General features: G+C 69.7%; 18 protein-coding genes and 1 other RNA gene. 13 read left to right on the forward strand and 6 right to left on the reverse strand.

Annotated elements, in window-relative coordinates:
* The coding region (locus tag IEZ03_RS23825) for a hypothetical protein (RefSeq protein ID WP_189241231.1) at positions 1 to 470 on the reverse strand (470 nt) is incomplete at its 3' end.
* 228 nt (positions 471 to 698) lie between these two features.
* Here IEZ03_RS23825 and IEZ03_RS23830 point away from each other — a divergent pair.
* Positions 699 to 2339 carry a serine/threonine-protein kinase gene (locus IEZ03_RS23830; RefSeq protein ID WP_184880909.1) on the forward strand — a complete coding sequence of 547 codons (1641 nt, stop codon included), beginning with the start codon at positions 699 to 701 and terminating at the stop codon, positions 2337 to 2339.
* Between the two features lie 188 nt (positions 2340 to 2527).
* The gene (locus tag IEZ03_RS23835) at positions 2528 to 7369 is read left to right on the forward strand and encodes an NAD-glutamate dehydrogenase (RefSeq protein WP_184880911.1); all 4842 of its coding nucleotides are present in this window, start codon (positions 2528 to 2530) and stop codon (positions 7367 to 7369) included.
* A 40-nt stretch (positions 7370 to 7409) separates the two neighbouring features.
* Here the strand turns inward: IEZ03_RS23835 and IEZ03_RS23840 are convergent, their stop codons facing one another.
* From IEZ03_RS23840 to prfB, 3 genes are all read right to left on the reverse strand, one after another.
* Positions 7410 to 8549, reverse strand: coding sequence for a DUF8094 domain-containing protein (locus IEZ03_RS23840; RefSeq protein ID WP_465251095.1), 1140 nt, complete (start codon positions 8547 to 8549; stop codon positions 7410 to 7412).
* Between the two features lie 157 nt (positions 8550 to 8706).
* Positions 8707 to 9687, reverse strand: a complete 981-nt coding sequence (locus IEZ03_RS23845) for a DUF8094 domain-containing protein (RefSeq protein ID WP_184880915.1) — start codon at positions 9685 to 9687, stop codon at positions 8707 to 8709.
* Positions 9688 to 9790: 103 nt separating this feature from the next.
* Positions 9791 to 10906, reverse strand: coding sequence for a peptide chain release factor 2 (gene prfB / locus IEZ03_RS23850; RefSeq protein ID WP_184880917.1), 1116 nt, complete (start codon positions 10904 to 10906; stop codon positions 9791 to 9793).
* A gap of 184 nt (positions 10907 to 11090) precedes the next feature.
* On the opposite strand from prfB, the gene IEZ03_RS23855 reads away from it, so the two are divergent.
* Positions 11091 to 12191 carry a DUF8094 domain-containing protein gene (locus IEZ03_RS23855; RefSeq protein ID WP_184880920.1) on the forward strand — a complete coding sequence of 367 codons (1101 nt, stop codon included), beginning with the start codon at positions 11091 to 11093 and terminating at the stop codon, positions 12189 to 12191.
* A gap of 27 nt (positions 12192 to 12218) precedes the next feature.
* Here IEZ03_RS23855 and IEZ03_RS23860 read toward each other — a convergent pair whose 3' ends face one another.
* Positions 12219 to 12404, reverse strand: coding sequence for an RING finger family 4 domain-containing protein (locus tag IEZ03_RS23860; protein WP_132047359.1), 186 nt, complete (start codon positions 12402 to 12404; stop codon positions 12219 to 12221).
* 414 nt (positions 12405 to 12818) lie between these two features.
* Between IEZ03_RS23860 and ftsE the strand changes: the two genes are divergently transcribed.
* The 10 genes from ftsE (at position 12819) to IEZ03_RS23910 (ending at position 23392) form a co-directional block, all read left to right on the forward strand.
* Positions 12819 to 13508 carry a cell division ATP-binding protein FtsE gene (gene ftsE, locus IEZ03_RS23865; RefSeq protein WP_184880922.1) on the forward strand — a complete coding sequence of 230 codons (690 nt, stop codon included), beginning with the start codon at positions 12819 to 12821 and terminating at the stop codon, positions 13506 to 13508.
* A gap of 203 nt (positions 13509 to 13711) precedes the next feature.
* Positions 13712 to 14617, forward strand: coding sequence for a permease-like cell division protein FtsX (gene ftsX, locus IEZ03_RS23870; RefSeq protein ID WP_132047361.1), 906 nt, complete (start codon positions 13712 to 13714; stop codon positions 14615 to 14617).
* Positions 14618 to 14680: 63 nt separating this feature from the next.
* Positions 14681 to 15907, forward strand: a complete 1227-nt coding sequence (locus tag IEZ03_RS23875; protein ID WP_184880924.1) for a S41 family peptidase — start codon at positions 14681 to 14683, stop codon at positions 15905 to 15907.
* A gap of 96 nt (positions 15908 to 16003) precedes the next feature.
* On the forward strand, positions 16004 to 16495 hold the full coding sequence (gene smpB, locus IEZ03_RS23880; RefSeq protein ID WP_132047365.1) for an SsrA-binding protein SmpB: 492 nt from the start codon (positions 16004 to 16006) through the stop codon (positions 16493 to 16495).
* A 9-nt stretch (positions 16496 to 16504) separates the two neighbouring features.
* Positions 16505 to 18427: a penicillin-binding transpeptidase domain-containing protein gene (locus tag IEZ03_RS23885; RefSeq protein WP_184880926.1), complete on the forward strand. Its 1923-nt coding sequence runs from the start codon at positions 16505 to 16507 to the stop codon at positions 18425 to 18427.
* A gap of 318 nt (positions 18428 to 18745) precedes the next feature.
* Positions 18746 to 19118: a transfer-messenger RNA gene (gene ssrA, locus IEZ03_RS23890) on the forward strand.
* Positions 19119 to 19537: 419 nt separating this feature from the next.
* Positions 19538 to 19984: a MarR family winged helix-turn-helix transcriptional regulator gene (locus IEZ03_RS23895; protein ID WP_184880928.1), complete on the forward strand. Its 447-nt coding sequence runs from the start codon at positions 19538 to 19540 to the stop codon at positions 19982 to 19984.
* Between the two features lie 113 nt (positions 19985 to 20097).
* Positions 20098 to 21444 carry a Dyp-type peroxidase gene (locus tag IEZ03_RS23900; RefSeq protein WP_184880930.1) on the forward strand — a complete coding sequence of 449 codons (1347 nt, stop codon included), beginning with the start codon at positions 20098 to 20100 and terminating at the stop codon, positions 21442 to 21444.
* 96 nt (positions 21445 to 21540) lie between these two features.
* The gene (locus IEZ03_RS23905) at positions 21541 to 22065 is read left to right on the forward strand and encodes a GNAT family N-acetyltransferase (protein ID WP_184880932.1); all 525 of its coding nucleotides are present in this window, start codon (positions 21541 to 21543) and stop codon (positions 22063 to 22065) included.
* An 85-nt stretch (positions 22066 to 22150) separates the two neighbouring features.
* A complete protein-coding gene (locus tag IEZ03_RS23910; protein ID WP_229808523.1) occupies positions 22151 to 23392 on the forward strand; it encodes an FxsB family cyclophane-forming radical SAM/SPASM peptide maturase in 1242 nt (413 codons plus the stop codon).
* Positions 23393 to 23397: 5 nt separating this feature from the next.
* Here the strand turns inward: IEZ03_RS23910 and fxsT are convergent, their stop codons facing one another.
* Positions 23398 to 25917, reverse strand: a complete 2520-nt coding sequence (gene fxsT, locus IEZ03_RS23915) for an FxSxx-COOH system tetratricopeptide repeat protein (protein ID WP_229808524.1) — start codon at positions 25915 to 25917, stop codon at positions 23398 to 23400.
* Positions 25918 to 26302 lie beyond the last annotated feature (385 nt).

Below are 26302 nucleotides of genomic sequence, written 5' to 3' on the forward strand. Positions count from 1 at the left end.
ACGGTGACGCTCGTCTGGGCCAGTCCGAGGATGCGGGCGGCGTCGGCGAGGGTGACGAGGCCGTCCGGGTCCTCCTCGGGCGGGCGCTCCCCGAGGGCGGTGTACCAGGACGTCCAGGCGGCCTCGTCCCAGTACATGGCCTTGCCCGCGCGGTGCGCGACGTCCGGGTGGCCGTTCGACGCGCGGTCCGCCCAGAGCCGCTTCAGGCGGTGGCGGCTCACGTTGTGGCGGGCGGCCAGCTGGTCGCGGGTGACCAGGCCGGGCGGGACGCCTCCGGACCGGTGCGCGGCGTGCCAGCGGTCCCAGGCTTCGGCGTCCCAGACGAGCTGGGAGCCGACCGTGCCGGCCGCCTCCGGGTGTCCGTTGGCCGCCCGCTCGCGGAACCACTTCTCCAGGGTGCTGCGCCCGAGCCCGTGCGCGTCCATGATCTCCGCCCGGGTGTAGACGCGGCGGCCGTCGAGCATCGTCATGGTTTCAAGTTTGGCCTGTGTGACACGTTACTCGGCTGTATCCCCGGGGCATGGGAGGGGTTTATGGTTGGTCCCCCGGCCAATCGTGTTCCAACGGAAGCGGTGGGTCAGATCGCTCCGTATTAACGCAGGACCGGGTGAACTTCCCATGGGCCTCGCGCGTCACACAGTCGGAGGGTGATCCGGGTCCACGGGGGCCCGTCGATCGAGAGAGGGACGGTTCCACGCATGGAGGTTGGGGCGCTGCGGTCCGGAGACCCGGATCGGCTCGGTCCGTACGCCCTGATCGGCCGGGTCGGCGAGGGCGGCCAGGGGACGGTCTACCTGGGCACGGACGAGAACGGCCGGCAGGTCGCGATCAAGCTGCTGCACGCGGAGCTGACGTCCGACGACAAGGCGCGCGCCCGGTTCCTCCGGGAGCTGGAGGTCGCCAAGCAGGTCGCGCCCTTCTGCACCGCCCAGGTCATCGACGCGGACGCGGACGGCGACCGGCCCTACATCGTCAGCGAGTACGTCCGCGGCCCGTCGCTGAATCAGCAGGTGCTGGAGGCGGGCCCGCTCGGCGGCGCCGGGCTGGACCGGCTCGCCGTCGGCACCGCGACGGCGCTGTCGGCGATCCACCAGGCGAACATCGTCCACCGCGACTTCAAGCCGCACAACGTGCTGCTCGGCCCGGACGGCCCGCGGGTCATCGACTTCGGGGTCGCGCGGGCCATCAGCGGCGGCACCACGCTCACCAGCCGCGTGATCGGCACCCCGTCCTACATGTCGCCCGAGCAGATCGCCGGCGACGAGGTCGGCACGCCGTCCGACGTGTTCTGCTGGGCGGCCACCCTGGTGTTCGCGGCGACGGGGGAGCCCCCCTTCGGCCAGGACACCATCCCCGCCGTCATCAACCGGATCCTGCACGAGGAACCCGAGCTCGGCGACCTGCACGGGCCGCTGCGCGAGCTGGTGCTCGACTGCCTGGAGAAGGACCCCGCGGACCGGCCTGGCGCGCGGCAGGTGCTGATGCGGCTGCTCGGCCATGAGGAGAGCTCGCCTGCGGCCGCCGCCGCGCGGCCCGCGCGGGCCTCCGGCGGCACCGACGAGACCGCGATGCTCGCCGCCGGCTCCGTCCGCGCCGCCGAGATCGGCGACGACGACGTCTTCGAGCCCGACCCGGTGTTCGGCGACGACCCCGTTTTCGACGACGATCCGGCCTACGAAGACGAGCCCGTCTTCCGCGACCCGGAGGCCCCGGCCGCGGCGGCCGCCTTCCACGGCGCCGGAGCGGACGGCGACCGCCCCGCCGCGACCGACGCGAAGGGCCTGGAGCCCAGGCTCCTGCCGACGCCCGCCGAATGGTCGGCCGACGACACGCTGCCGCCCGCACTCGCCGGCGGCAAGGGCGGCGGAGGCGGGCGCGGACTCCGCGAGAAGCTCGCCGGTTCGAGCCGCTCGGCCGTGCTCGCCGGAGCCGCCGCGCTGTTCGTGGCGATCGTGGTGATCTCGTCCGTCCTCGCGCTCAGCTCCGGCGACAACGGCAAGGCGGGGCAGAAGGTCAGCGACCCGAGCGCCCCGCCCGCGCCGACCGACGTCGTGCCCAGCACGTCGGAGCCGACGATCAGCGAGGAGCCCGTCCGGCAGCAGCCGGTCGCCCCCTCCTACACCCCGTCGCCCAGCGAGAGCCCGTCCGAGAGCCCGTCGCCGTCCGGCAGCCCCGCCCCGAGCAACTCGGCGCCCACGACGACGCCGACCGGTTCGTCGCCGCCGCCGAGCACCGGGACGCCGCCGACCGACCCGGAGGACCCGCCGACCGACCCCGAAGAGCCGCCGGGCGGCGGCTCCGGAGGCGACCCCGGCACCGGCGGCCAGGACGCCGGCTGACGCCCCGGCGTCGCCGCCGAGGTCCATTTTCGGCCGTCTCCGCCGGGTGACGGCGTCCCGCCTGGCAGGGTGGGACAGGCCACGATGACCTCGCGGCCGGGCAGGTCGGCTTTGCGGCGATTCCTGGTTACGCTGGCGCGTGAGCGTCGCCACAACGGGGTGGCGAAGGGTCTCTAGGGGAGTTGTTGATGAGCGGCATGCTCGATTCGGTGAAGGACGACCTGCTCCGGCGGGCCGCGGAGACGTGCGCGCAGCGCCCGGGGCCGCGCGGCGGAGACGTGGAGGAGACCTTCGCCTACCTCCGGCTCTACTACCGGCACGTCGCCCACGAGGATCTGGCCACCAGGGATCCGGCCGACATCTGCGGCCCCGCGCTGGCGCACCGGACGCTCGGCGAGGAGCGCCCCCAGGGGCGCGCGAAGGTCCGCGTCTTCACCCCGACGCTGGAGGAGTACGGCTGGGACCCGGGGCACACGGTCGTCCAGGTCGTCACCGACGACATGCCGTTCCTCGTCGACTCGGTGACGATGGAGATCGCCCGGCACCACCTCACCACCCACCTGATCGTCCACCCGCTCCTCGGCGTGGACCGCGACGTCGCCGGCCACCTGAAGGCGTTCCGCGGCAAGCTCGACAGCGACACCGACGTCGACGAGTCGTGGATCCACATCGAGATCGACCGCACCAGCGACCGGGCCGTCCTGGACGAGCTGGAGCGGGACCTGCTGCGCGTCCTGCATGACGTCCGGGTCGCCGTCGAGGACGAGCCGAAGATGCGCGCCAGGGCCGGGGAGATCGCCGCCGCCATCGAGAAGGACCCGCCGCCCCTGCCCGCCAAGGAGCTCGCCGAGGGCGTCGAGCTGCTCGACTGGCTCGCGGACGGGCACTTCACCTTCCTCGGCTACCGCGACTACACCCTCACCGACGACGGAAGCGCGCTGCGGCCCGAGCCCGGCACCGGGCTCGGCATCCTGCGCAGCGACACGCGCGAGTCCGGCAGCTTCGCCGCGCTGCCGCCCGAGGTGCGGGAGAAGGCGACCGAGAAGCACCTGCTGGTGCTCACCAAGGCGAACTCGCGGTCCACCGTCCACCGCCCGCTGTACCTCGACTACATCGGGGTGAAGAAGTTCGACGCGTCCGGCGAGGTCACCGGCGAGCGGCGGTTCCTCGGCCTGTTCACCCACGTCGCCTACAGCGCGTCGATCGCGCACGTCCCCGTCCTGAAGCGCAAGCTGGACGAGGTGCTGGAGCGCGCCGGGTTCACCCCCGACAGCTACGACGGCCAGGACCTCATCGAGATCCTGGAGAGCTACCCGCGCGACGAGCTGTTCCAGATCTCCGTCGACGACCTGCTGCACATCGCGCTCGGCGTGCTCCGCCTCCGCGAGCGCCGCCAGCTGCGGCTGTTCCTGCGCAAGGACCTGTACGGCCGCTACATGTCCTGCATGGTGTACCTGCCGCGCGACCGCTACACCACCAAGGTGCGGCTGCGCATCCAGGAGCTGCTGAAGGAGGCGTTCGAGGGCGTCAGCGTCGACTACAGCGCGAACGTCACCGAGTCGATGCTGGCGCGGCTGCACGTCGTCGTCCGCGGCGAGCGCGGCCGTCCGCTGCCCGACGTGGACGTCGCCGACCTTGAGGCGCGCCTGGCCGCCGCCACCCGCTCCTGGGCGGACGACCTCGCCGACGCGATCCTCGAGCAGTGCGGCGAGGAACGTTCCGGAACCCTCGGCCGCCGGTACGGCGACGCCTTCCCCGAGGCGTACAAGGCGGACTTCCCGGCCCGCACCGCCGTGGCCGACCTGCGCCGCCTCGAAGACCTCGGCGCCGACGAGGACACCTCGATCAACCTGTACGAGCCGTACAGCGCCGGGCCGGGCGAGCGCCGGATGAAGATCTACCGGCTGGGCGAGCCGATCTCGCTGTCGCGGATGCTGCCGCTGCTGCACAACATGGGCGTGGAGCTGATCGACGAGCGGCCGTACGAGATCGTCACCGCCGACGGGCGGCGGTTCTGGATCTACGACCTCGGCCTGCGTTACGCGCCGCCCGCCGACGTCCCCGAGGACGCCGTGAAGGGCCTCTTCCAGGAGGCGTTCACCCGGCTGTGGTGCGGCGAGATCGAGAACGACGGCTTCAACGCCCTCGTGCTGCACGTCGGGCTGCACTGGTGGCAGGCCATGATCCTGCGCGCCTACGCCCTGTACCTGCGGCAGACCGGCACGACGTTCTCCAAGCGCTACGTCGAGCAGGTGCTGCTGCGCAACGCGTCCCTCACCCGGCTGATCATGCGGCTGTGGGAGAGCCGCCTCGACCCGTCGATCGCGGGCGGCGAGGAGGAGCGCAGCGCCGGGATCACCGAGGAGATCCGCGGCAAGCTGGACGAGGTCGCCAGCCTCGACGAGGACCGGATCCTCCGCGCCTACCTGGCGCTCGTCCAGGCCACCCTGCGCACCAACTACTACCAGGGCAAGCCGTACCTGGCGATGAAGTTCGACCCGCAGGCCATCCCGGACCTGCCGGAGCCCCGGCCCACCTACGAGATCTTCGTGTACTCGCCGAAGGTCGAGGGCGTGCACCTGCGGTTCGGGTCGGTGGCGCGCGGCGGGCTGCGCTGGTCCGACCGGCGCGAGGACTTCCGCACCGAGATCCTCGGCCTGGTCAAGGCGCAGGCCGTGAAGAACACCGTGATCGTCCCGGCGGGCGCGAAGGGCGGCTTCGTCGGCAAGCAGCTCCCCGACCCCTCCGTCGACCGGGAAGCTTGGCAGCAGGCCGGCATCGCCTGCTACAAGGACTTCATCTCCGGCCTGCTCGACCTGACCGACAACCTCGTTGACGGCAAGGTCGTCCCGCCCCCGAACGTCGTGCGCCACGACGGCGACGACACCTACATGGTCGTCGCCGCCGACAAGGGGACCGCGACGTTCTCCGACCTCGCCAACGAGGTCGCCGCGGAGTACGGCTTCTGGCTCGGCGACGCGTTCGCCTCCGGCGGCTCCGTCGGCTACGACCACAAGGGGATGGGCATCACCGCCCGCGGCGCCTGGGAGTCGGTCAAGTACCACTTCCGCTCCCTCGGCACCGACGTCCAGCGGGAGGACTTCACCGTCGTCGGCATCGGCGACATGTCCGGGGACGTCTTCGGCAACGGCATGCTCCTCTCCGAGCACATCAGGCTCGTCGCGGCGTTCGACCACCGGCACGTCTTCGTCGACCCCGACCCGGACCCGGCGACGTCGTTCGCCGAACGCCGCCGCCTGTTCGATCTGCCACGCAGCAGCTGGGGCGACTACGACACCTCGCTGATCTCCAAGGGCGGCGGCGTGTTCCCCCGCACCGCCAAGTCCATCGCGGTGACCCCGGAGATGACCGAGGCGCTCGGCCTCGACGACGGGGTGAAGGCCCTCAGCCCGTACGAGCTCATCAAGGCCGTCCTCAAGGCGCCGGTCGACCTGCTGTGGAACGGCGGCATCGGCACCTACATCAAGTCGTCCATGGAGAGCAACGCCGACGTCGGCGACAAGGGCAACGACCCCGTCCGGGTCAACGGCGCCGACCTGCGCTGCCGCGTGGTCGGCGAGGGCGGCAACCTCGGCGTGACGCAGCTCGGCCGCATCGAGTACGCCCTCGGCGGCGGCCGCATCAACACCGACTTCATCGACAACTCCGCCGGCGTCGACACCTCCGACCACGAGGTCAACATCAAGATCCTGCTCGACCAGGTGGTGCGGGACGGCGAGCTGACCGGCAAGCAGCGCGACAACCTGCTGTACGAGATGACCGACGAGGTCGGGAGGCTCGTCCTGCGCGACAACTACGCGCAGAACGTGGTGCTCGCCGCGTCCCGCGCGCAGGCCCCGGCGATGCTGCACATCCACGCCCGGTACCTGCGCAAGCTCGAACGGGACGGCCGGCTCCAGCGGCGCCTGGAGTTCCTCCCGGACGACAAGGCGCTCGCCGAGCGGCGCCAGTCCGGCCTCGGGCTCACCGGCCCCGAGTTCGCCGTGCTGCTCGCCTACGCCAAGCTCGCCCTCGACCACGACCTCGCCGCGTCCGACCTGGCCGACGACCCGTACCTGGAGTCCTGGCTGGTCGACTACTTCCCGACACCGCTGCGCAAACCGTTCAGGGCCTACATGGACCGGCACCCGCTGCGCCGCGAGATCATCACGACCGCCGTGGTGAACGACCTGGTCAACGCCAGCGGCTCCACGTTCGTGTTCCGGATGAACGAGGAGACCGGCGCGTCGTCGTCCGACATCGCCCGCGCCTACCTCGTCGCCCGCGACGTGTTCGACATGCCGCGGTTCCGGCAGTCCGTGGAGGGCCTGTCGCACGAGGTCTCCGAGGCCACGCAGATCGCGATGCTGCTGGAGGCGCGCAAGCTCACCGAGCGCGGCGCCCGCTGGCTGCTGCACAACCGGCGGCCCCCGTTCGACATCCACGAGACGATCGACTTCTTCGGCGGCGGCGCGGCCGCGCTGCACGCCCACGTGTCGAAGCTGCTGGTCGGCCTGGACCTCGCCGCGTTCGAGCAGCGCCGCGACGGCTTCGCGGAGCGGGGCGTCCCGGACGAGCTGGCCGAGCAGTGCGCCTCGTTCGTCCCGGCCTTCTCCACCTTCGACCTGGTCGGCATCGCCCATGAGACGGGCCGTCCCGTCGAGGAGGTCGCCGAGGTCTACTTCGACCTCGCGGACCGGCTGCAGCTGTCCCGGTTGCGGGAACGGATCATCGCGCTGCCGCGCGACGACAAGTGGCGCTCGATGGCCCGCTCCGCGCTCCGCGACGACCTGTACACGGCGCACGCCGCGCTCACCAAGGACGTCCTGGTCACCAGTGCGGCCGGCCTGAACCCGGACGAGCGCATGCTCCACTGGGCGGAGAAGAACAAGCCCGCGCTCCAGCGCGCTCAGCAGACGCTCAGCGAGATCTGGGAGAGCGACAGCTTCGACCTGGCGACCCTGTCGGTGGCCCTCGGCGCCATCCGCACCCTGGCGACCGCGAGTTCCCTCCCGTCCACGGAGTCCTGAGCGGTCCGGCCCTGCGGCGTGCCACCCGGCACGCCGCAGGTCACCGGGCGGCCACGAGCGAGACCGACTCGCCCAGGACGCGCCCCTTCCCGGACTCAGGTGCGTAACCGATGACCAGCCACTGCCAGGTCGTCTGCACCGTCTCACCCGGCTCTTCGCCGTTCTTCTCCAGGTGGACGCGAACTTCTTCCGGAAGGGTGGACGCCTCACCTCCCGCCAGCGTCTTCTCCTCCTTCACCGCGTACCAGACCAGCGCCCCGCCGTCCTCGGTCCGCAACGCGTAAGACTCACCCGGACCAGGCGTGACCGCCCCGCGCTCGACCGTCCAGTCACCCATCTCCTGATCCCTGGCATTGGACGTGTAGCTGTCGGGGATCAGCGCATCATCATCGCCGCCGAGATAACGGGCATGCGCCTTTGGCAGCCCGGACTCGGAAACGGCCGGCACGTACCCCTCCTTGTCCCGCGCGAGCTGCGGCGGCCGCCCCTTGAACGTCAGCCAATGCGCAGCCCGCCACCCGCCCGCGGCGTCCTCCTTGACGAAAACTCCGAGCACCTGCCGGTCACCCCCACCCGACCGCTCCAAGGCGGCCACCCCGAACCACCTTGGGTATTCACTCTGGCGGGGCACATAGAAAACCGGATTGGCCAGCGAGATCCGCGCCGATTTCGGCAACTTCCCAAACCTGCGAGCACGCGCGGTAACGGGCGCTTCCAGGGCCCCCGTCACCGCGTCCTGCCAAGGTTCCACGTCCTCCGAGGTGACCGCCCGATTATGCCGCTCCGCCCACTCCCGCAAGACCGTGAGCGACTCCTCCGCGGCAACCGCAGGACCTGCCACGACCCCCGTCTCCCGAGCCCCGCCACCACTCCCCGAACACCCCGCCACAAGCGCGGTCAAAAGCACCCCGGAGACAACCCGAGCCGCAAAACCCACAACAATCCCCACCAACCAACCGACCGCCCAGTCCGGCAAGTGTAAATCGCCACGCCCCCACCCCCCCGACCCAAAAAAGCAGCCCTCAGTGGGAGCGAGCCGAACACGACCACACCAGCCACCACAGCAACCCCGCGACAACCTCAACAGTCGCGATCGCGTCCGAAGGCAGGTTTCGAGCCTGCGAGAAACCTGATCGCGCAGCGAGCCGCTAGGCGAGCCGGAGCGATGCAGCGATCGCACGCAGTGCCCGCCGAAGGGAGGGCCCCCAGGGCCCGACCGCCAAGGGCAATGCAAATAAGCACAGCACCATCGAGTGCCGGGTGTCCTGCTGCAGCGGTCAGAGGAGCGGGACGCCCGGCACCCGACGGAGATCAGGGGAGTTGCGTCGGCGGGGGAGTCATCTGACGTTCACGGCCTTGCGGTACATGCCGGTGACCGTGGCCTGGCCCTTCGGCGGGACGGTGGCCAGGTACTGCACGAGGACGGTCGTGTCGAGGCGCGTCCTGGCGGCTCGGGTCGGGGCCAGGCCGACGAGGTCGCCGCTCACGGTGAGCCGGCCCGGGCGGGTTGAGGAGTACGCCTCGTTCTGCTTCAGGACGTACCAGACGAGTGCTCCGCGGTCCTTGGTGCGCAGCGCGTAGACCGTGTAGGGGGCGGCGGAGAACCTGGAGGAAAGGGTCACGCCGCGTCCCGCCAGGGTCTTCTCGCCCCGCTTGAGCGCCTTGTAGGTCTCGGTGGTCTGCGGCCCCTCCGCGAGGACGGAGGTGCCCGCGGCCCGCGGGCCTTCGGTGAGGAGGGCGGCGTGTGCGGCGGGCAGCTTCCCGGGTGCGACCGCGAGGCCTTTCGCGTCCGGGGTGACCGGCGTCGCGTAGCCGTCCGGGTCGAGTGCCACCTTGCTCAGCGACGCCTCACCGGGGTGGGGGTCGGCGGCGAGCAGCCACGGCGCGCCGGCCTTGGCCCGGGTGAACAGCATCGCGTGCCGCAGCGCCTGCTTGTCCCGGCCGGTGACGGCTCCGGCGGCGAACCACTGCGGGTAGCCGGTCAGCCGGGGGATGTAGAACGTCGTCTCGCTGAACTGCAGCTTCGCCGCCGGCTGCTTGACGGCGCGGCGGAGCCGGAGCGCCGCGACGTCCATGGTGAGCTGCGGGTCGGTCTCGATGGCGTGCAGCGACCTGCGGTCGAGCCCCCGGCCGGCGCGGTCGGCCGCCTGGGTGAAGGACGCCAGCACCCGTTCGGCCTGCGCCTTGGTCAGCGGGGGCGCCCCCGCGGGCTTCGCCGGGTCGGCGGACGAGGCGGCGCCCGAGCAGCCCGCGCTCAGCGCCGCGGCGAGCAGGCTGGACGCGGCGAGTGCGGCTGCGGCGGTGGTACGTGCGGGCATAGTGCCCCCCGAGTGGCGACGGCGATTCCGGACCGTCCGTCATCCTCGCAGAGTGACCATGGAGTCACGCTGTGAACACGAAACCTCGTCGCAAGATCTTGCGTCAGGCCGATTCGGTCTCCCGCTGGCGCATCCAGCGGATCTCGGCCTCGATGAACTCGTCGATGTCGCCGTCCAGGACCGCGGAGGGGTTGCCGACCTCGACGCCGGTGCGCAGGTCCTTCACGATCTGGTACGGGTGCAGCACGTAGTTGCGGATCTGCGTGCCCCAGCTGCTGGTGCCCTCGCCCCGCAGCTCGGACATCTTCTCTGCCTCCTCCTGGCGCTTGCGCTCCAGGAGCTTGGCCTGCAGGACGTTCATCGCCGTGGCGCGGTTCTGGATCTGGCTGCGCTCGTTCTGGCAGGACACGACGATGCCGGTCGGGATGTGGGTGATCCGCACCGCCGAGTCGGTGGTGTTGACGCCCTGCCCGCCCGGCCCGGACGACCGGTAGACGTCCACCCGCAGGTCGTTCTCGTCGATGTCGACGTGGTCGCTCTGCTCCACGACCGGCACGACGTCGAGCCCCGCGAACGAGGTCTGCCTGCGGCCCTGGTTGTCGAACGGGGAGATCCGCACGAGCCGGTGCGTGCCGTGCTCGCCGCGCAGCGTCCCGTAGGCGTAGGGGGCCTTGACCGTGAACGTCGTGGACTTGATCCCGGCCTCTTCGGCGTAGGACGTCTCGTAGACCTCCGTCGGGTAGCCGTGCCGCTCGGCCCACCGCAGGTACATGCGCTGGAGCTGCTCGGCCCAGTCGGCCGCGTCCACCCCGCCGGCCTGCGCGTTGATGGTGACCAGCGCTTCCCGGGAGTCGTACTCGCCGGACATGAGGGTGCGGATCTCGAGCTGCTCGATCGCCTTGTGCAGCGCCGCCAGCTCCTCGTCGGCCTCCGTGCGGGTGTCGGCGTCGTCCATCTCGGCGGCGAGCTCGTACAGGGTGGCGGCGTCGTCGAGCCGCTGCCGCAGGCTCTCGACCCGGCCCAGCTCGCTTTCCAGGTACGACAGGCGGCGCGTCACCGACTGGGCGCGCTCCTGGTCGTTCCACAGGTCAGGGTCGGCCGACTGCTCCCGCAGCTCGGCGATGTCCCGCCGCATGCCGTCGAGGTCCAGCACCTGCTCGATGCTGGACAGGGTCGAGCCGAGCTCCTTGAGCTGCTCTTCGGGTTCGATGCCTGCCACGCCCCCGAGCTTAGCGCCGTTCAGGCACTGCTCACCGCCGCCCGGTCGACCGCTTCCCGTCCGCCGTGCGCCGCTTTCGCCGCGGAGGGGATCACCCGGCCAATATCATGTGGATGGCAGAATCACGGGCCGAGGACGCCGGCCGGAGGGCGGCCGGAGGGGATCTCGGTCCGGGGGACGGTCTGTGCACAGGTTCACGCGGGTGATCGCGGCCGTGGTGCCGCTCGTCCTGGCGCTCGCCCTCGCGGGCTGCGCCGGGAGCGGGACGGAGGCGCGGCCCGCCGTGAGCGTGCCCGCCACCTCGCCGCCCGAGCCCGTCCCGCTGACCCTGGACGTCGCGGAGCGGGCGTTCCGCACCTATGTCACCGACGAGGACGTGGCCAGGGCCGCCGGCGACGAGCGGCTGGCGCTGACGTGGACGTCCGACGGGCAGTCCCAGCTCACCGCGGCCGAGTTCCGCGAGGCCGCCTACGACGGCGACCCCGTGCGGCGCTTCGTGTACGGCGACCCGGAGCTGTACGTGCCGAAGCTCAAGGACGACGCCTACCCGCAGTGGTTCGTGGCGTCGGTGGACCGCTCGGTCCTCGGGGAGAGCAAGAGCGAGCGCACGGTGCTGATGGCGTTCATCCTCCGCAAGCCGTCCGAGGACTGGAAGCTCACGTTCGCGACCGAGATGCACCGCAAGGCGAAGGTGCCGGAGATCGCCGTGGACGACGACGGCTACGCGGAGGCGCTCAGCACGGAGGACACGTCCCTCCTTATCCGTCCCCGCGACGTCATCGGCATCCACGCGACGGTCGCCGCAGAGGGCGGCGGCAGCGTCGCGGCCGAAGTGATGAAGTCGAGCGCCGTAACGACCGGCTTCTACAAGGACGCCAAGCGCGCCAAGAAGAAGGCCAAGGAGGACGACCTCACGCTCCAGGTCGTCTACACGGCCACGCCGTTCCCCTACTTCGGGCTCCGCACGGAGAGCGGCGGCGGCCTGATCGTCTACTCGCTGTTCCGCAACACCTCGCTCATCGCCGAGGACCCCGACACGCCCAAGCCGGAGATCCCGGAGGAGGCGGAGCACCTGCTCGACGGAACCGTCGAGGGGAACCAGGTCGACACCAGCGCGACCCTGCACTTCGCGGCGTACGACCCGCCGCGCAAGAAGCAGGACGGCGAGAAGAAGGACACCAAGGACGACGGCAACAAGGACGGGTCCCAGCCGAAGGCGCACGTCATCGCCGACGAGGGAGCGATTTCCAAGGCCGCCACGCCGCCGCTGAAGAAGCAGCCCTGAGAACTGCCGCGGCGAAGGAACCCGCGGTCAGCCGTAGGCGCGCTGCAGGACGAGGGCGACGAACAGCAGGGCGACCAGACCCGCGAGGACCACGGCGGGCGACGTGAACGGCCCGTGGCGGTGCAGTTCCGAGCGGGCCTCCCGGCAGATGGGGCAGCGCCCCTCCACCACGGGGTTCGAGCACCGAGCGCAGATGAGATGTTCGCAGCTCATGTCGTGGGCCCCAATCTCAAGGAACGGGCACGCGGGTCCGTGCGGGGAAGCGTCGACCGGTCTGGTGTCTGTCGACCTATTAGGTATCTTTCGCCATCATCCAGCGTAGCCGGACTGTATGGTCGTTCCGGCAAGTCCGGGGGCTTGACGGTATGAAACGGCCGGACGTCGGGAGACGGTTCACATGGCACTGATCGGACGGCACGCGCTGATCGGGGCATGCGCCGGTTCCCGGCCCCCCTACCACGTCGAGTGGGACGAGACAGTCGACCGTCCCCTCTACACTGCTCGAAGGCTCCGCGTCCCACCTGGCCGCGAAGCCGGGCGGCGCAGACCGGAGGCAGCGGACGATTCCGCGGCCCGCGGGCCGGGCCGCTCCCCAACCCCTAGAGACCGAACCGCCGTGATGCAGCCGTGATTCACTTCGACAACGTCACCAAGGTCTACCCGAGCCAGAACCGGCCCGCCTTGCAGCACGTGAACGTCGCCATCGAAAAGGGCGAGTTCCTGTTCCTGGTCGGCCCCTCCGGCTCCGGGAAGTCGACCTTCCTGCGCCTCGTCCTGAAGGAGGAGCGTCCTTCCCAGGGTCACGTGCACGTGGCGGGCAAGGACCTGAACAGGCTGAGCAACTGGAAGGTGCCGCACCTGCGCCGCAGGATCGGCTGCGTCTTCCAGGACTTCCGCCTGCTCCCCAACAAGAACGTCTTCGAGAACGTCGCGTTCGCCCTCGAGGTGATCGGCAAGCCGCGGCGCTTCATCGGAAAGGTCGTCCCCGAGGTCATCGACCTCGTCGGCCTGGAGGGCAAGGCCCACCGGATGCCGGACGAGCTGTCCGGCGGCGAGCAGCAGCGCGTCGCCATCGCGCGGGCGTTCGTCAACCGGCCGATGATCCTGCTGGCGGACGAGCCCACCGGCAACATCGACCCCGCCACCTCGATCGGCATCATGAAGGTGCTGGACCGGATCAACCGGACCGGCACCACCGTCGTCATGGCCACCCACGACGCCGCGATCGTCGATGCCTTCCGCAAGCGCGTCGTCGAGCTGGAGGACGGGCGGGTCGTCCGCGACCAGTCGCGCGGCGTGTACGGACAGGCCTACTGACCCGTGTTCGCCGGGGAGTGCGGGATCACGTCCGCCCGCCGTCCGGGCCGGGGCCCGGTACCCTCCACGGCACTTCCATCTGAACCATCGATTCCTGCCGGCTCGTACGACACCCCGAGGGCCACGCGGTAGGAACCGCCCGCATCGGGCCACGTCGGGACGGCCCAGGCATCCGGCGGGACACAGATCAAGGACAGCGAGGCATGCGCGTACAGTTCGTTCTCCAGGAGATCTGGATCGGTCTCCGCCGGAACATGACGATGACGATCTCCCTCGTCATCACCGTCGCCATCGCCATGGCGCTCTTCGGCACCGGGCTCCTCCTGCGGCAGCAGGTCGACTCGTCCAAGAGCTACTGGTACGACAAGATCGAGGTCTCGATCTTCCTGTGCGCCAAGACGAGCTCGAACCCGAGCTGTCAGAAGCAGGACGTCACCGACCAGCAGCGCCAGGCGCTCAAGGGGCAGCTGGACCAGATGCCGCAGGTCTCCGAGGTCCAGTACGAGAACAAGCAGCAGGCCTACGACCGGTTCAAGGACCGCTTCGCGGGCTCGCCCGGCTTCGTGGAGAGCACCCGCGAGGGCGACATCCCCGACTCGTTCCGGGTCAAGCTGAGCAACCCCGAGGAGTACAAGGCGGTCGCGCAGGCGATGCTCGGCCAGCCGGGCGTCGACACCGTCATCAACGAGCAGGAGATCCTGAAGCGGTTCTTCCGGATCCTGAACGGCCTGCAGGTGGCGGCGCTGACCATCGCGCTCATCCAGGTGGTCGCCGCGGTGATGCTGGTCGGCAACACCGTCCGGCTGTCGGCGTTCAACCGGCGCCGGGAGACGGGCATCATGCGGCTGGTCGGCGCGTCCAACACCTATATCCAGCTGCCGTTCATCCTCGAAGGCGCCATCGCCGGCCTGATCGGCGGAATCTTCTCGTCCATCCTGCTGGTGTTCAGCAAGAAGCTGCTGATCGACAGATTGGCCGGGGACGTCCAGCTCGTCAGCCAGCTCGGCTGGAGCACGGTGATAGCCGTCATCATCGTCTCGATCTGCTTCGGTGTGCTGCTGTGCGCGGTGGCGTCGTTCCTCACGCTGCGGAGATACCTGAAGATCTGACGCGGTGACCGGATCCGGCACAACCGCCGGATCCGGCGTCGCGCGCCGCTCTACACTTGCCGCATGCTCCGGATCGTGCCGCTCCCGGGGAAGCGGCCCCGGCCCCCCGACCAGCGAGGAGCGGGCCGCCTGCTGCGCGGCACCGCCGTCGCGGCCGCGATCGTCGCCGCGTACAGCGCGGGAGCCGTGACCGGCTCGGGCCCCCGGCAGCCCACCGCGGCGGCGGACGGCTCGGTCCTCAACGAGGCGGCCGCGCAGATCGGCCGGCACGCGGCGGAACCCGTCGCGCGCGGCGACCTCGACCGCGCCGCCATCGAGGGCATGCTCAAGGCCCTGGACGACAGGTGGGCGCGCTACTACTCCGCCAGCGAGTACGACGACGTCGAGGGGCGCCTCAACGGCGACTACGGCGGCGTCGGGCTGTGGCTCGGCACCCGGGACGACGCGGACGGTGCCGGCGGACGGGTGCTGGTGGCGAGCGTGCAGCCGGGCACCGCCGCCGCGCGCGCGGGCGTGCGGGCCGGCGACGTGATCACCGCCGTCGGGGCCTCGTCCGTGGCCGGATGGGGGGTCGAGCGCGTCGCGGAGGCGCTGCGGGGACGTCCCGAGGCCCCCGTCGAACTAACCGTGGAGCGCGGCCGTCGAACCAAGCGGTTCCATCTCGTCCGCACGCAGGTCTCCGAAGGGGACGTCACCGTGACCGATCTCCCAGAGGACGCCCGGCTCGTCCGGGTCGGCGCTTTCACGCGCGGCACGGGACGGCAGGTCCGCGCGGCCGTGACCGGGGCGCCGCCGCACGGCCCTCCGGAGGGCGGCGTCGTGCTCGACCTGCGCGGCAACCCGGGCGGGCTGCTGGAGGAGGCGGTCGAGACGGCCTCGGCGTTCCTGGGGAGCGGCCCCGTCGTGACGTACCGGCCGCGCGGGCGGCAGGCCCGCGACCTCGGCGTCACCGCGCCCGGCGACGCGAAGACCCCGCTCGTCGTGCTCGTCGACGCCGGCACCGCCAGCGCCGCCGAGGTCGTCGCCGGCTCGCTCCGTGACCGCGACCGCGCGGTGATCATAGGATCGCGTACGTACGGGAAGGCGTCGGTGCAGGAGGCCGTCACGCTCGCCGACGGGTCGGTGCTCGAGCTGACCGTCGGTCGCTACCGGACCCCGGGCGGCCGTAACCTCGACGGGGTGGGGATCGAACCCGACATCGCGGTCTCCGCGGACCGTCCGCCCCCGGAGGCCGAGCGGCGCGCCCGGACGGTGCTGCGCGGCCTGCGCGCGGCCCTGCCGGACGACTGACCCGGCCGGACGACGACCGCCCCGACGACGACCGACCGAGACGCCGGGCAGACCGAAACGCCGGACAAGACCGAGACGCCGGACAAGGATGATGACGTGGCACGGGACACCGGGCGCAAGAAGGACACCGGGCGCAGGCTCATCGCCCAGAACAAACGCGCCCGCTACGACTACCACATCGACGAGACGTGGGAGGCGGGCATGGTGCTGACGGGCACGGAGGTCAAGGCCCTGCGCGCGGGACGCGCCTCCCTCGCCGACGGCTACGCGCACGTCATGGACGGGGAGGTGTGGCTGGAGAACGTCCACATCCCCGAGTACACCCAGGGGACCTGGACCAACCACGCCCCCCGACGGCGCCGCAAGCTGCTGCTGCACAGGCGCGAGATCCAGAAGATCATCGCGAAGTCGTCCGAGCCGGGCTGGACGCTGATCCCGCTGTCGCTGTACTTCAAGGACGGGAAGGCCAAGGTCGAGATCGGCCTGGCCCGTGGTAAGAAGAGCTACGACAAACGCCAGGCCATCGCCAAGCGGGAAGCCGAGCGGGAGATGCAGAAGGCGGCGGCGGCCCGGTTCAGGAGACGGTGAAGGGTGTCGATGACGAACCGAGGCCGGAGGCGGTTCCCCGGCGGAATTCGGAGGACACGGCGCCGCGCGGTCGCCCTGACGACGACCGGCGCGCTGGTCGCGGGCATGACGACCGGCTGCTGGGCCGAGCGGTCGGCGATGCCGGCCGTCCGCGACTTCCTGATCGCCTGGCAGGTCGGCAACTTCGAGGCGGCGGCCGGCAACACCGTCGGCGTGGACCGGCAGGAGGTCGCGGACGCGCTGAGCCGCGTCGGCCGCCAGCTCGACGCCGCGTCGCTGCGGCTGTCCCTCGGCACCGGCGTCACCGACAGCGACGTCGACCAGATCGTCCAGAACGGCAACGAGGCCGACGCGCGCTTCACCGTCAAGATCGACCTCGGTGAGAACGGCCAGCCGTGGGAGTATCCCGGACTGATGCGCCTGAAGCGCGTCGGCGGCAAGTGGAAGGTCGTCTGGAGCCCGTCGATCATCCACACGAGCCTGCAGCCGGGGCAGCGGCTCGCCGTCGTGACCGACGAGCCCAAGCGCGCGGCCATCACCGACACGCACGGCCGCTCCCTCGTCCGCAAGATCGGCGCCTACGACGTCGGGGTGTTCCCCGGGCAGCTCGCCGACCCGAAGAAGACCCTCGACATGCTCGCCGAGCAGGCCAAGTTCGACGGCGGACGGCGGCTGGACGCCGAACGCCTCCTCGGCCGGGTCCGCTCCGCCCCGCCGCAGGACTTCCTGCCGCTGCTGACCCTGCAGGTCCCCGCGCACAACGCGCTCGTCCAGCGGCTGACCAGCGTGCCGGGGCTGAAGTTCAACGGCGTCCAGGCGCCGATCGCCCCCGCCTACGCGCCCGAGCTCGTCGGCACCCTCGGCCCCGCGACCGCCGACCGCCTCCAGCAGGTGGGCGCCCCCTACCAGCCGGGCGACACCATCGGCGTCAGCGGCATCCAGCTCCTGCAGCAGCGCCGGCTCGCCGGCACGCCCACCGTCCGCGTCGTCGCGCAGGACGAGTCGGGGGAGAACACCAAGGAACTGCGCTCCTGGGAGGGCCAGGCGCCACAGGATGTGCAGACCACCCTCGACCCCTCCTACCAGCGCAAGGCGGACAAGGCGCTCGCGGGCCTGCCCTACCCGGCGTCCATGGTGGTGGTGCGGCCCAGCACCGGTGAGGTGCTCGCCGTGTCCAACCACGGGACGGGCGGCACCAACCGCGCGTTCGAGGGGGAGTACCCGCCCGGGCTGACGTTCGGGATCGTGTCCGCCGAGGCCCTGTTCTCCGAGGCCGGCATGAACCAGTCGACCGAGACGACCTGCCCGGACAGCGTCACCGTCGGCGACAAGACGTTCACCAACCAGGCCCGCGGCGACAGCAGCTTCGCCAACCACTTCGCCGCGTCCTGCAAGACGACCCTCGCGCAGCTCAGCAGCAAGCTGGACGCCCAGACCCTCGCCAACGAGGCCGCGGAGCTCGGCATCGGCCAGGAATGGGGCCTGAGCGTCCCCGCCTTCACCGGCTCGGTGCCGACGCCCGCGAACGACGGCGAGAAGGCCGCCATGATGGTCGGTGAGGGCGACGTCCAGGTGAGCCCGCTCACCATGGCCCTCGTCGCCGCCGCCGCCCAGAACGGCACCTGGAAGCCTCCGTACGTCCTCAAGGACATCCCCAAGACCATCCAGGCGCCCCCGCCGCAGAACCTCCAGCCCGAGGCCATCGCGAGCCTCAAGAAGGTCCTCGCCCGCACCGCGTCCCACGGCAGCGCCCGCGGCGCCCGCGTCTCCGGCGACCTCGTCGGCGTCGCCGCCCTCGCCGCGTACCGGGACGGCAGCCACAACAAGTCGGTCTCCTGGTTCGTCGGCAGCGTCGGCGACCGCGCCTTCGCCATCGCCGTCGAGGGCCGCGTCAACACCCCGAAGATCGCCGCCGACTTCCTCCGCGGCTGAGGCCCCGTTACGGCTTTGTGATCTCTTTACGTCGGGGAGGCAACCGAACCGTGGCCCCCGTGCGTCTTTACGGGTGACTGAGATCCCGCTTGGGGGGTTGCGGACTCAGTCGCCGTGATGAGACCGGAGCCTCGTCTCGGGGGAGGCTCTGCCGTCCGGACCGGCCCGACCCTGCCGGTCGACCCCGGTGGGCGCGAGAACACTCGCACTCACCGGGGTTCACGGCTGCCCGGGGGAATGACGTTGCCGTTCCGCACGTTATGCTTGTAGCGTCGTCGTGCGGACGTCCCATGGACTGCCGCTTTGACAACTGAACATGGGGGTGACCGGCTTCGACTTCGGTCGTTCGAGCCAGGGGAAGCGGGTCGAGGGTTGCTGTCGTGACCTCGTAAATCCTGTGACAGCAAACCAATAACTGCCAACAAGAAGCAGTCCGAGTTCGCCCTCGCCGCCTGAGCGAGGAGCGAACTCTGTCAGCCCGGTAGCGTCTCCGAACCGGGGTCTGGCATCGTAAGGAGACTCAACCTGCAAGCCCGGTCGCGGGGCATGTAGGGACAGCAAACAGCGACTGAGCCCGTCGGCGACACGCCTGCGTGAGCGCCGGGGCTGAGAAAACGCCAAGCAGGCTGCACCCGGAGAAGCCCTGACTCTTCACCGAAGGACGCGGGTTCGATTCCCGCCACCTCCACTCTGGACGACGTGTGCTCGCCGCGCTTGCGCGCGGCTTCGCCGCGTCGTTCCGTTCTGCCTTTCTGGGGGGCGACCCCCAGACCCCCGGTGTGGGGGCTCCGCCCCCACGCCCCTTGTCGGCTAAGCCACGCGCGCATCTTCCGTTGAGGCGTCGCGTGCTTTCTGTGCGCGGGGCTCCCCACCCTCGCTCCTCGCGGGCCGAGGCATGCGCGCATCTTTCGCAGAGGCGTCGCGTGCTGTCCGTGCGCGGGGCTGCGCCCCTTGCCTCCAGGGTGAGATAGGCGCGCCGGTGTCATGTGCTGCTCTGCGGGGCTCGTCCCGCGCGCACCCTTTCCCTGTGTTGTGGCGCACCTCCGCGGGGCCTCTAGGGAGTTGGGCCTGGGCGAACCGTGGGGTGGTGGTATGGGGAACACTGGTGGGGTGACCACTGACAATGGCCGTTCCGGTCCGCCGGTCACCAGCACGTCGATCTTCGTGCTGTCACTGGCGCGCCGGATCGAGGCCGAACTGACCAACGTCCTCGGGCCGCTGGGGCTCACGGTCGCCAGGCTCGGGCTGCTCGGCCACATCGCCACCATGCCGGGGACGTCGTTCAGCGACCTGGCGCGGATGTCGGGGATCACCGTGCAGAGCGTGCACGGCGCGGTCAAGGCGCTCGCCGCCGCGGGACTCGTCCGCGACCATAACGCCCGTGCCGGATCGGCTTCGACGATCGAGATCACGCCTAGCGGTGCCCGCCTGCTGGCCGAGGCGGAGCGGGCGGTGGCCGCCGTCGACGATCGCATGTTCGGCGCGGACGCGGACCCCGTCCATCGTGGGCTCGGCGAGGCGGTGCGCGCCGCCTTCGAGGGCCGGACCACCTCCTGATCTGGCGCGAGACCAGCACTTTCTCCCTTCGTGCGGCCCCACCTTCAGGGCGCCTGAAACTGGCTATAGGCTTCAGATTACCTGAAGGTTCTCGATCTGTTTCGGGGGTACTCGTGTCCGAGGAATCAGGCCAACACTTCTCGCGGCGCGGTGCGATCGCCGCGTTCGCGGCGACCGCGGGTGCGGCGGCGACGGGGGGTGCGCTGGTCGCCGGCGGTCGCGAGGCCGCGCCGGCGCCGCGTCCAGCACGGGCCGGGGCGCGCCTTGAGCCGTTCCACGGCGCTCACCAAGCAGGCATCACCACCGCGCAGCAGCGGTACGCGCTCTTCGCGGCGTTCAACCTGGAGACCACCCACCCGGTGAAAGGCGAGCGCCTGTCCACCGAGCAGACCGTGGCCGCGTTCCGGCGGCTCACCGAAGGGTGGACGGTGGCCGCCGAACGGCTCACGCGAGGACTCCCGCCCGGTCCCATGCCGTTCGCCCGGCCGGAGGTGCCGGCGGACTCCGGTGTCGCCGATGATCTGGAACCTTCCCGGCTGACCGTCACCTTCGGCCTGGGGCCGGACCTCTTCGAGCGGATCGGACGAGAAGGGGCGCGGCCCCGGCGGCTGACGCCGATTCCCGGCTTCCGCGGCGACCGGCTGGAGAAGGCTTGGAGCGGCGGGGAACTCTTCGTCCAGGTCTGCGGCGACGACCTCCAGACGGTCAGCCGGGCCTTCCGCACCCTGCGCAGCCGCGCTCCGGGCCTGGCCCGGCTGCAGTGGAGCCAGCAGGGCTTTCTGGGAGCGTTCGGCGACGCCACACCGCGCAACCTGTTCGGCCACCCGGACGGCACCACCAACCCCCGCGTCGGCACCGCCGAGTTCGACCGTGCCGTCTGGTCGGACGCCGATGAGCCGGCCTGGTTCTCCGGCGGCACCTACCTGGTATTCCGCAAGATCCGCATGAACCTGCCGAAGTGGGACACCTCGACCGCGCTCACGCAGGACCGGACGATCGGGCGGCGCCGGAGCGACGGGGCCCCGCTCAGCGGCGGGCACGAGTTCAGCGAACCCGACTTCGGCAAGAAGGGACCGGACGGCGAGCCTCTCATCCTCGCCGACTCCCACGTGGCGCTGGTACGCGACGTCCCGATGCTGCGCCGCTCGTACAACTACGACTACGGCTTCCAGGGCAACAGGGAACCGGTCGCCGACCACCATCACGGCAAGGACGCGGACCACGACCACGGCGATGACATGCCCGTGCATTCCGGCGGAGGCCACGACGCCTACGACAGCGGCCTCTTGTTCTGCGCATACATGAGCGACCCCGGAGAGTTCGTCCGCACCCAGCGCAAGCTGGCCGAGTCCGATCGGCTCAACGCCTTCATCGAGCACACCGGCAGCGCCGTCTTCGCCATTCCGCCCGGTATGAGGCCCGGCGAGAACCTGGCCGACGCTCTGCTCTCCGCGACCTGACCTTCTGCCGTCCGGGCGTGGGTTTGCCGTCGGCGGCCGGGTGAACAGCTTCAGGGCGGCTTCTCTTCGTAACTCTCCCCAGCGTAGATTTCCTGGGTGAGCGTGACGTTGCGGGTGGGGACGCGGGTTGCCGTTCGGCGGGTGGAGGCGGAGGATCGGGAGCGGTTCGTCGAGCTGGCGGAAATGAGCTACGGGTTCCACCGGCCTTGGGTGAACCTGCCGGTGTCCGCCAAGGAGTTCGACGCCTATCTGGCGCGGTTCGACCAGGTGGCCGCGGTCGGAATGGTGGTGTGCCTGCGTGAAGGGGGAGACATCGCCGGGATCGTCAACATCAACGGGATCGTGCGTGGCCCGTATCAGCGCGGGGTGCTGGGGTATGCGGCCTTTCTCCCTCATGTCGGGCGCGGTTACCTGACGGAAGGGGTCGGGCTGGCGGTCAGGTACGCGTTCGAGCAGTTGGAGCTGCATCGGGTCGAGGCGGATATCCAGCCGGGGAACGCGGCGTCCATCGGGCTCGTCGAGCGCCTCGGTTTCCGCAGGGAGGGGTTCTCGCCCGACTTCATCAAGATCGACGGGGTGTGGCGGGACCATGAGCGCTGGGCCCTCAGCAAGCGTGGATGAGGGCGTTTATTGATCTTGCAAACCAGACATATCAGTACGAATAGAGCCGCAGTGCCGTGTCTTGATCTCGGTGGGGGGTCAGTAGGTGGGCGTCCACGGAGACGAGCCCGGCAAGGCGACGGAGTGGCCGGGCGCCCTGGACGTCCGGAGCCTCCTGGAAGGCGGCTGGCGCCCCACGCCGATCCGCGACTTCATCCTCAAGGTGCACAGCAGGTGCAACCTCGCGTGCGACTACTGCTACATGTACGAGATGGCCGACCAGGGCTGGCGAAGGCAGCCCCGGCGGATGTCGCGGCAGGTCCTCGAATGGACGGCGCAGCGCATCGGGGAGCACGCCCGGGCGAATCGGCTCTCGGATATCCAGGTCGTCCTGCACGGTGGTGAACCGCTGCTGGCGGGCGTCGAACATCTGCGGTACGCGATCGAGACGATTCTGGACGCCGGCGGGTCGGACGTGGGCGTCGGCTTCAGCGTCCAGACGAACGGCGTCCTGCTCGACGAGTTATACCTGGACCTGTTCGCGGAGTACGGCGTTTCCGTCGGCGTGAGCGTGGACGGCGACGAGGAGGGGCACGACCTGCACCGGCGGCGTCCCGACGGCCGCGGCAGTTACCGCGATGTGGTGGGCGGGTTAGAACGCCTCATGGGTCCGCGCTACCGGCATCTGTTCGGTGGACTCCTCAGCACCATTGAGCTGCGCAACGACCCGGTCGTGACGTATGAGTCGCTGCTGGAGTTCAGCCCCCCGGAAATGGATTTTCTGCTGCCGCACGGGAACTGGGACGCGCCGCCGCCAGGGCGTCCAGCGGACGAGTCGACGCCCTATGGAGACTGGCTCATCGCCATCTTCGACCGCTGGTATTCCGGTGAGGCGGATGTGGTGCGCATCCGGCTGTTCAGCGAAATCATCAGGCTGTTGTTCGGCCGGATGTCGGCCAGCGAAGCCGTTGGGCTGTCTCCGGTCGCCGTGGCCGTGGTGGAGACGAACGGGGAAATCGAGCAGGTCGACTCATTGAAGTCTGCCTACGAAGGGGCCGCGGGTACGCGGCTGCACGTTTCGCGCGACCCGTTTGACACCGTGTTGTCCTTGCCGTCCGTCGCTGCTCGGCAGATCGGTCGGCGGGCGCTGTCGGAGCAGTGCTTGGCCTGCGCGGCACACGAGGTCTGCGGCGGCGGCCTGTACCCGCACCGGTACCGATCGGGTACGGGCTTCCGCAACCCGTCGGTGTTCTGCCACGACCTTTACAAACTGATCAGCCACATCCGGGACGTGCTCGGCCGGGACCTGGGCCTCGTGGCGGTCGAGTCCCCGGCCCCGGTCGGCTGAGCCGCTTAGATCGGTGGCGGGTCGAAGTCGGCGTCCAGACGGCGCCCTTCGAAGAACACGCGTGCGTCGGGGTGGTCGAGCGTGAGGGTGCGGCGGTAGCGCTCCTCGGTGGCGGCGGACAACTCCGCGGCCTCGTCGTCTCTCCCGAGGTCCCGGAGATTCGCCACGGTGTTCGCCGCGGCCAGGAGGGTCGTGGGGTGGTCCTCGCCCAGCAGCGCTGTGAGCCGTCGCAGACTGCCGGCACAGAGCCGGTATGCCGACTCCTTCTCGCCGAGCGCCGCCAGGTCACTGGACAGGTTGACGGCAACGGTGAGGGAGTAGTGGTGGTCGCGGCCCAGCTTCGGTTCCAACCCCGCCAGAGCATCCTCATTGATCTTCCGGGCGATCTCCGGGGCGCCGGTGATCCGGCGCAGGATGGCCAGGTTCCCCGCGCAGGCGTGGTTGTACGGGTGCTCGGTGATATAGACGCGCGGATAGCGGCGGACGGTGTCGTCCGCGAGCACCACGGCCTCCTGGAACAAACCGACCGTGCGCTGGATGTTCGACAGACAGATGGCGGCCGCCAGCGTGTCGGGATGGTCGAGGCCGAGAGTCCTTACATAACGCTGGTGAATTTCTTCGGCCAGCTCCATGGCGCGGTCGTAGTCGCCCGCTCTGCGCCAGGCAATGGAAAGGTCCTTCCCGGTGCGCAGCGTCCAGGCGTGTTCGGGACCCAGTTGATCGATGGCATAGGCGTAAGCGTCCTCGCCCAAATCGCACGCCTCGGAGTAGTCCCCGCCGAGCCGCACGGTTCTCGCCAGACCAGTCAAGATGTTGATGTAGGAAGAGGTTTCGGTCGAATCGCTGACCGATCGAATGTCGCGGATCACCTGTTCAAGAAGTGTCCGTGCTCTCTGATAGTCACTTTTCAGGCCATGGTCGAGCGCAACACTGTTAACGGCTCGCCAGGTATTCCATTCCTGTTCTCCGAAAGTCGACCTGAAACGAGGTAGAGCCTCCTCGTCGATTTCGTGGGCTTGCCAGAAGTCGCCACTGGCTCGGAGGTCCGCCGCTCGACCGCGCAGGGCGCGCAGCGTCGTCTCGTGTTCAGGGCCTAGGACCTTCTCGGCAGCCTGGAGGGTCTCCAGGTTGTTGGTGGCCGCCTCTTCATACTGGCCTAGTTCGCGCAGAAGGTTGCCCATCTGCACTCTCATCCCAAGAACGCTCTCGTCGTCAGTGCCAGAGGTCGATGACCACTCCCTGATGAACGACTGCGCGAAACTTCGGGCAGAGCCATAGTCCGCCGATGCGTACAGGAAAATGATCATGTTGAGCGCGAGTTCGCGAACCACCGAGGCCTGGCACCGGGCCACTCCGGACGGTCCGAGATGCCCGAGGGCAATGAGATAGTCGTCCCATTTCTGCGCGTTGCTCGGCTCTGACGGAACGTAGTTGGCCAGCAGCAGGTGTACCTCGTGGCGGAGCCGCTCCTGTTCAGCCACCGGCAATTCCTCGCGGACGAGGGCCTGGATCAGTCGGTGGACCTGGATCGTCCTGGCGGGGATGTCCAATCTGGCAAGGGCGAACCGCCCGAGTTCGGCGATGGCTCGGCCCAGCCGGATCGGGTCGGCGATGAGTTCCGAGATCTGTGGGCTCAGACCGGGCACGACCCTGATGAACACGTCTCGCGGAATCGGCTCGGGACCGAAGAACGCACAGTAGCGCAGGAGATCCAGCGCCTCAGGGAGCTTCTCCTCCAGGCTGGCGACCGAAAGGGCCCAGGCGGCCGTCATCGACGCGGGATACTCGCTGGGTCGTCCTTGGGAGAGCAACTGGCTGGTGCGTTCCGCCAGGAGTTGGAGGTATTCCGACACCGCGATACCGGTTTCGGTGTGCAGCGCGCCCGCTTGCTCCAAAGCGAGCGGCAGGTCCCCGAGTTCCTCGGCCAGCCGGTTCGCGTCCTCCGGAGTCATCCCCCTCGGGACCCGTCGGGTGAGGAAATCCACGCTCTCGTTGCGGGTGAAGACGTCGATCGGAACAGCGTCGACGACGCCCGCCCAACGGTGGTTGCGCGACGTGATCAGTACATGCCCGGGCCCCTGCGGAAGGATGTCGGACAGTTCCTCAGGCTCGTCGGCGTTGTCGAAGATGAGCAGCCAGTTCGTGAAGGGCTCACCTCGGCGCAGCGCCTCAAGCACCGCATTGGCCGCCTCCTCGACACCGCTTACCGACGCTGACGGTAGGCCCAAAGGCGCTGCCAGGCTCGCGAGCGAAGACCGCACCAGGACAGGCTGGTCCGCGGGAATCCACCAAATCAGGTCGTAGTCAGACTGATAGCGGTGGGCATACTCCACCGCCATCTGGGTCTTGCCCACGCCGCCGAGGCCGTGCAACGCGTGCGGGAGCACCGCGGTGACCCGACCGCCCAGCCCCTGATGGAGCCGTTCGAGTAGATCCGTGCGGCCGGTGAAGTTCTTGTTCCGGGGAGGGATCTTGCCCCATACCTGGGGAATCTTGGGCGATGTGTTCGGCTGTATATGGCTCACTCGATCCCCCTGTGTCATGCCGGTACCGACAGGCACAGTGCATCACGACGTGGTCAAGTAATTTCTTTCAACGAAGATAGTGTAATGAGCCCGATCGTTCCAGACTGTGTCGCATGACACGTTGTTCGTAGGTCGGGTTTCGGTCGTCTGTATCTTTGTTTTCTGCCGTCCCAGAAAGTGAATGGCGTGGTAGGGCCTATGGTGCAGAGGGCGAATTCTTGAGAGCATGGTTCCGGTCAGTCTGCCGTAGCGGCCAGTACGGACACGTGGACGCTCCGAATCGTCGGTGCAGAGGAGAGACAGATGCAGCAACGCACCTCCGGCCAGCTCCCCTTCAGCTTTGCGAGCCACACTCCTCCCATCATTCCTGGCCCTCGTACTGGTC

The sequence above is a fragment of the Actinomadura livida genome (assembly GCF_014648675.1).
Classification (GTDB): Bacteria; Actinomycetota; Actinomycetes; order Streptosporangiales; family Streptosporangiaceae; genus Spirillospora; species Spirillospora livida.

Excerpts from the sequence above, each read along its gene's own strand:
- ftsX (WP_132047361.1), top strand. The coding sequence starts at position 13,712 with ATGCGCGTACAGTTCGTTCTCCAGGAGATCTGGATCGGTCTCCGCCGG.
- IEZ03_RS23845 (WP_184880915.1), bottom strand. The coding sequence starts at position 9,687 with ATGCCCGCACGTACCACCGCCGCAGCCGCACTCGCCGCGTCCAGCCTG.
- IEZ03_RS23885 (WP_184880926.1), top strand. The coding sequence starts at position 16,505 with ATGACGAACCGAGGCCGGAGGCGGTTCCCCGGCGGAATTCGGAGGACA.
- IEZ03_RS23830 (WP_184880909.1), top strand. The coding sequence starts at position 699 with ATGGAGGTTGGGGCGCTGCGGTCCGGAGACCCGGATCGGCTCGGTCCG.
- IEZ03_RS23860 (WP_132047359.1), bottom strand. The coding sequence starts at position 12,404 with ATGAGCTGCGAACATCTCATCTGCGCTCGGTGCTCGAACCCCGTGGTG.
- IEZ03_RS23835 (WP_184880911.1), top strand. The coding sequence starts at position 2,528 with ATGAGCGGCATGCTCGATTCGGTGAAGGACGACCTGCTCCGGCGGGCC.
- IEZ03_RS23875 (WP_184880924.1), top strand. The coding sequence starts at position 14,681 with ATGCTCCGGATCGTGCCGCTCCCGGGGAAGCGGCCCCGGCCCCCCGAC.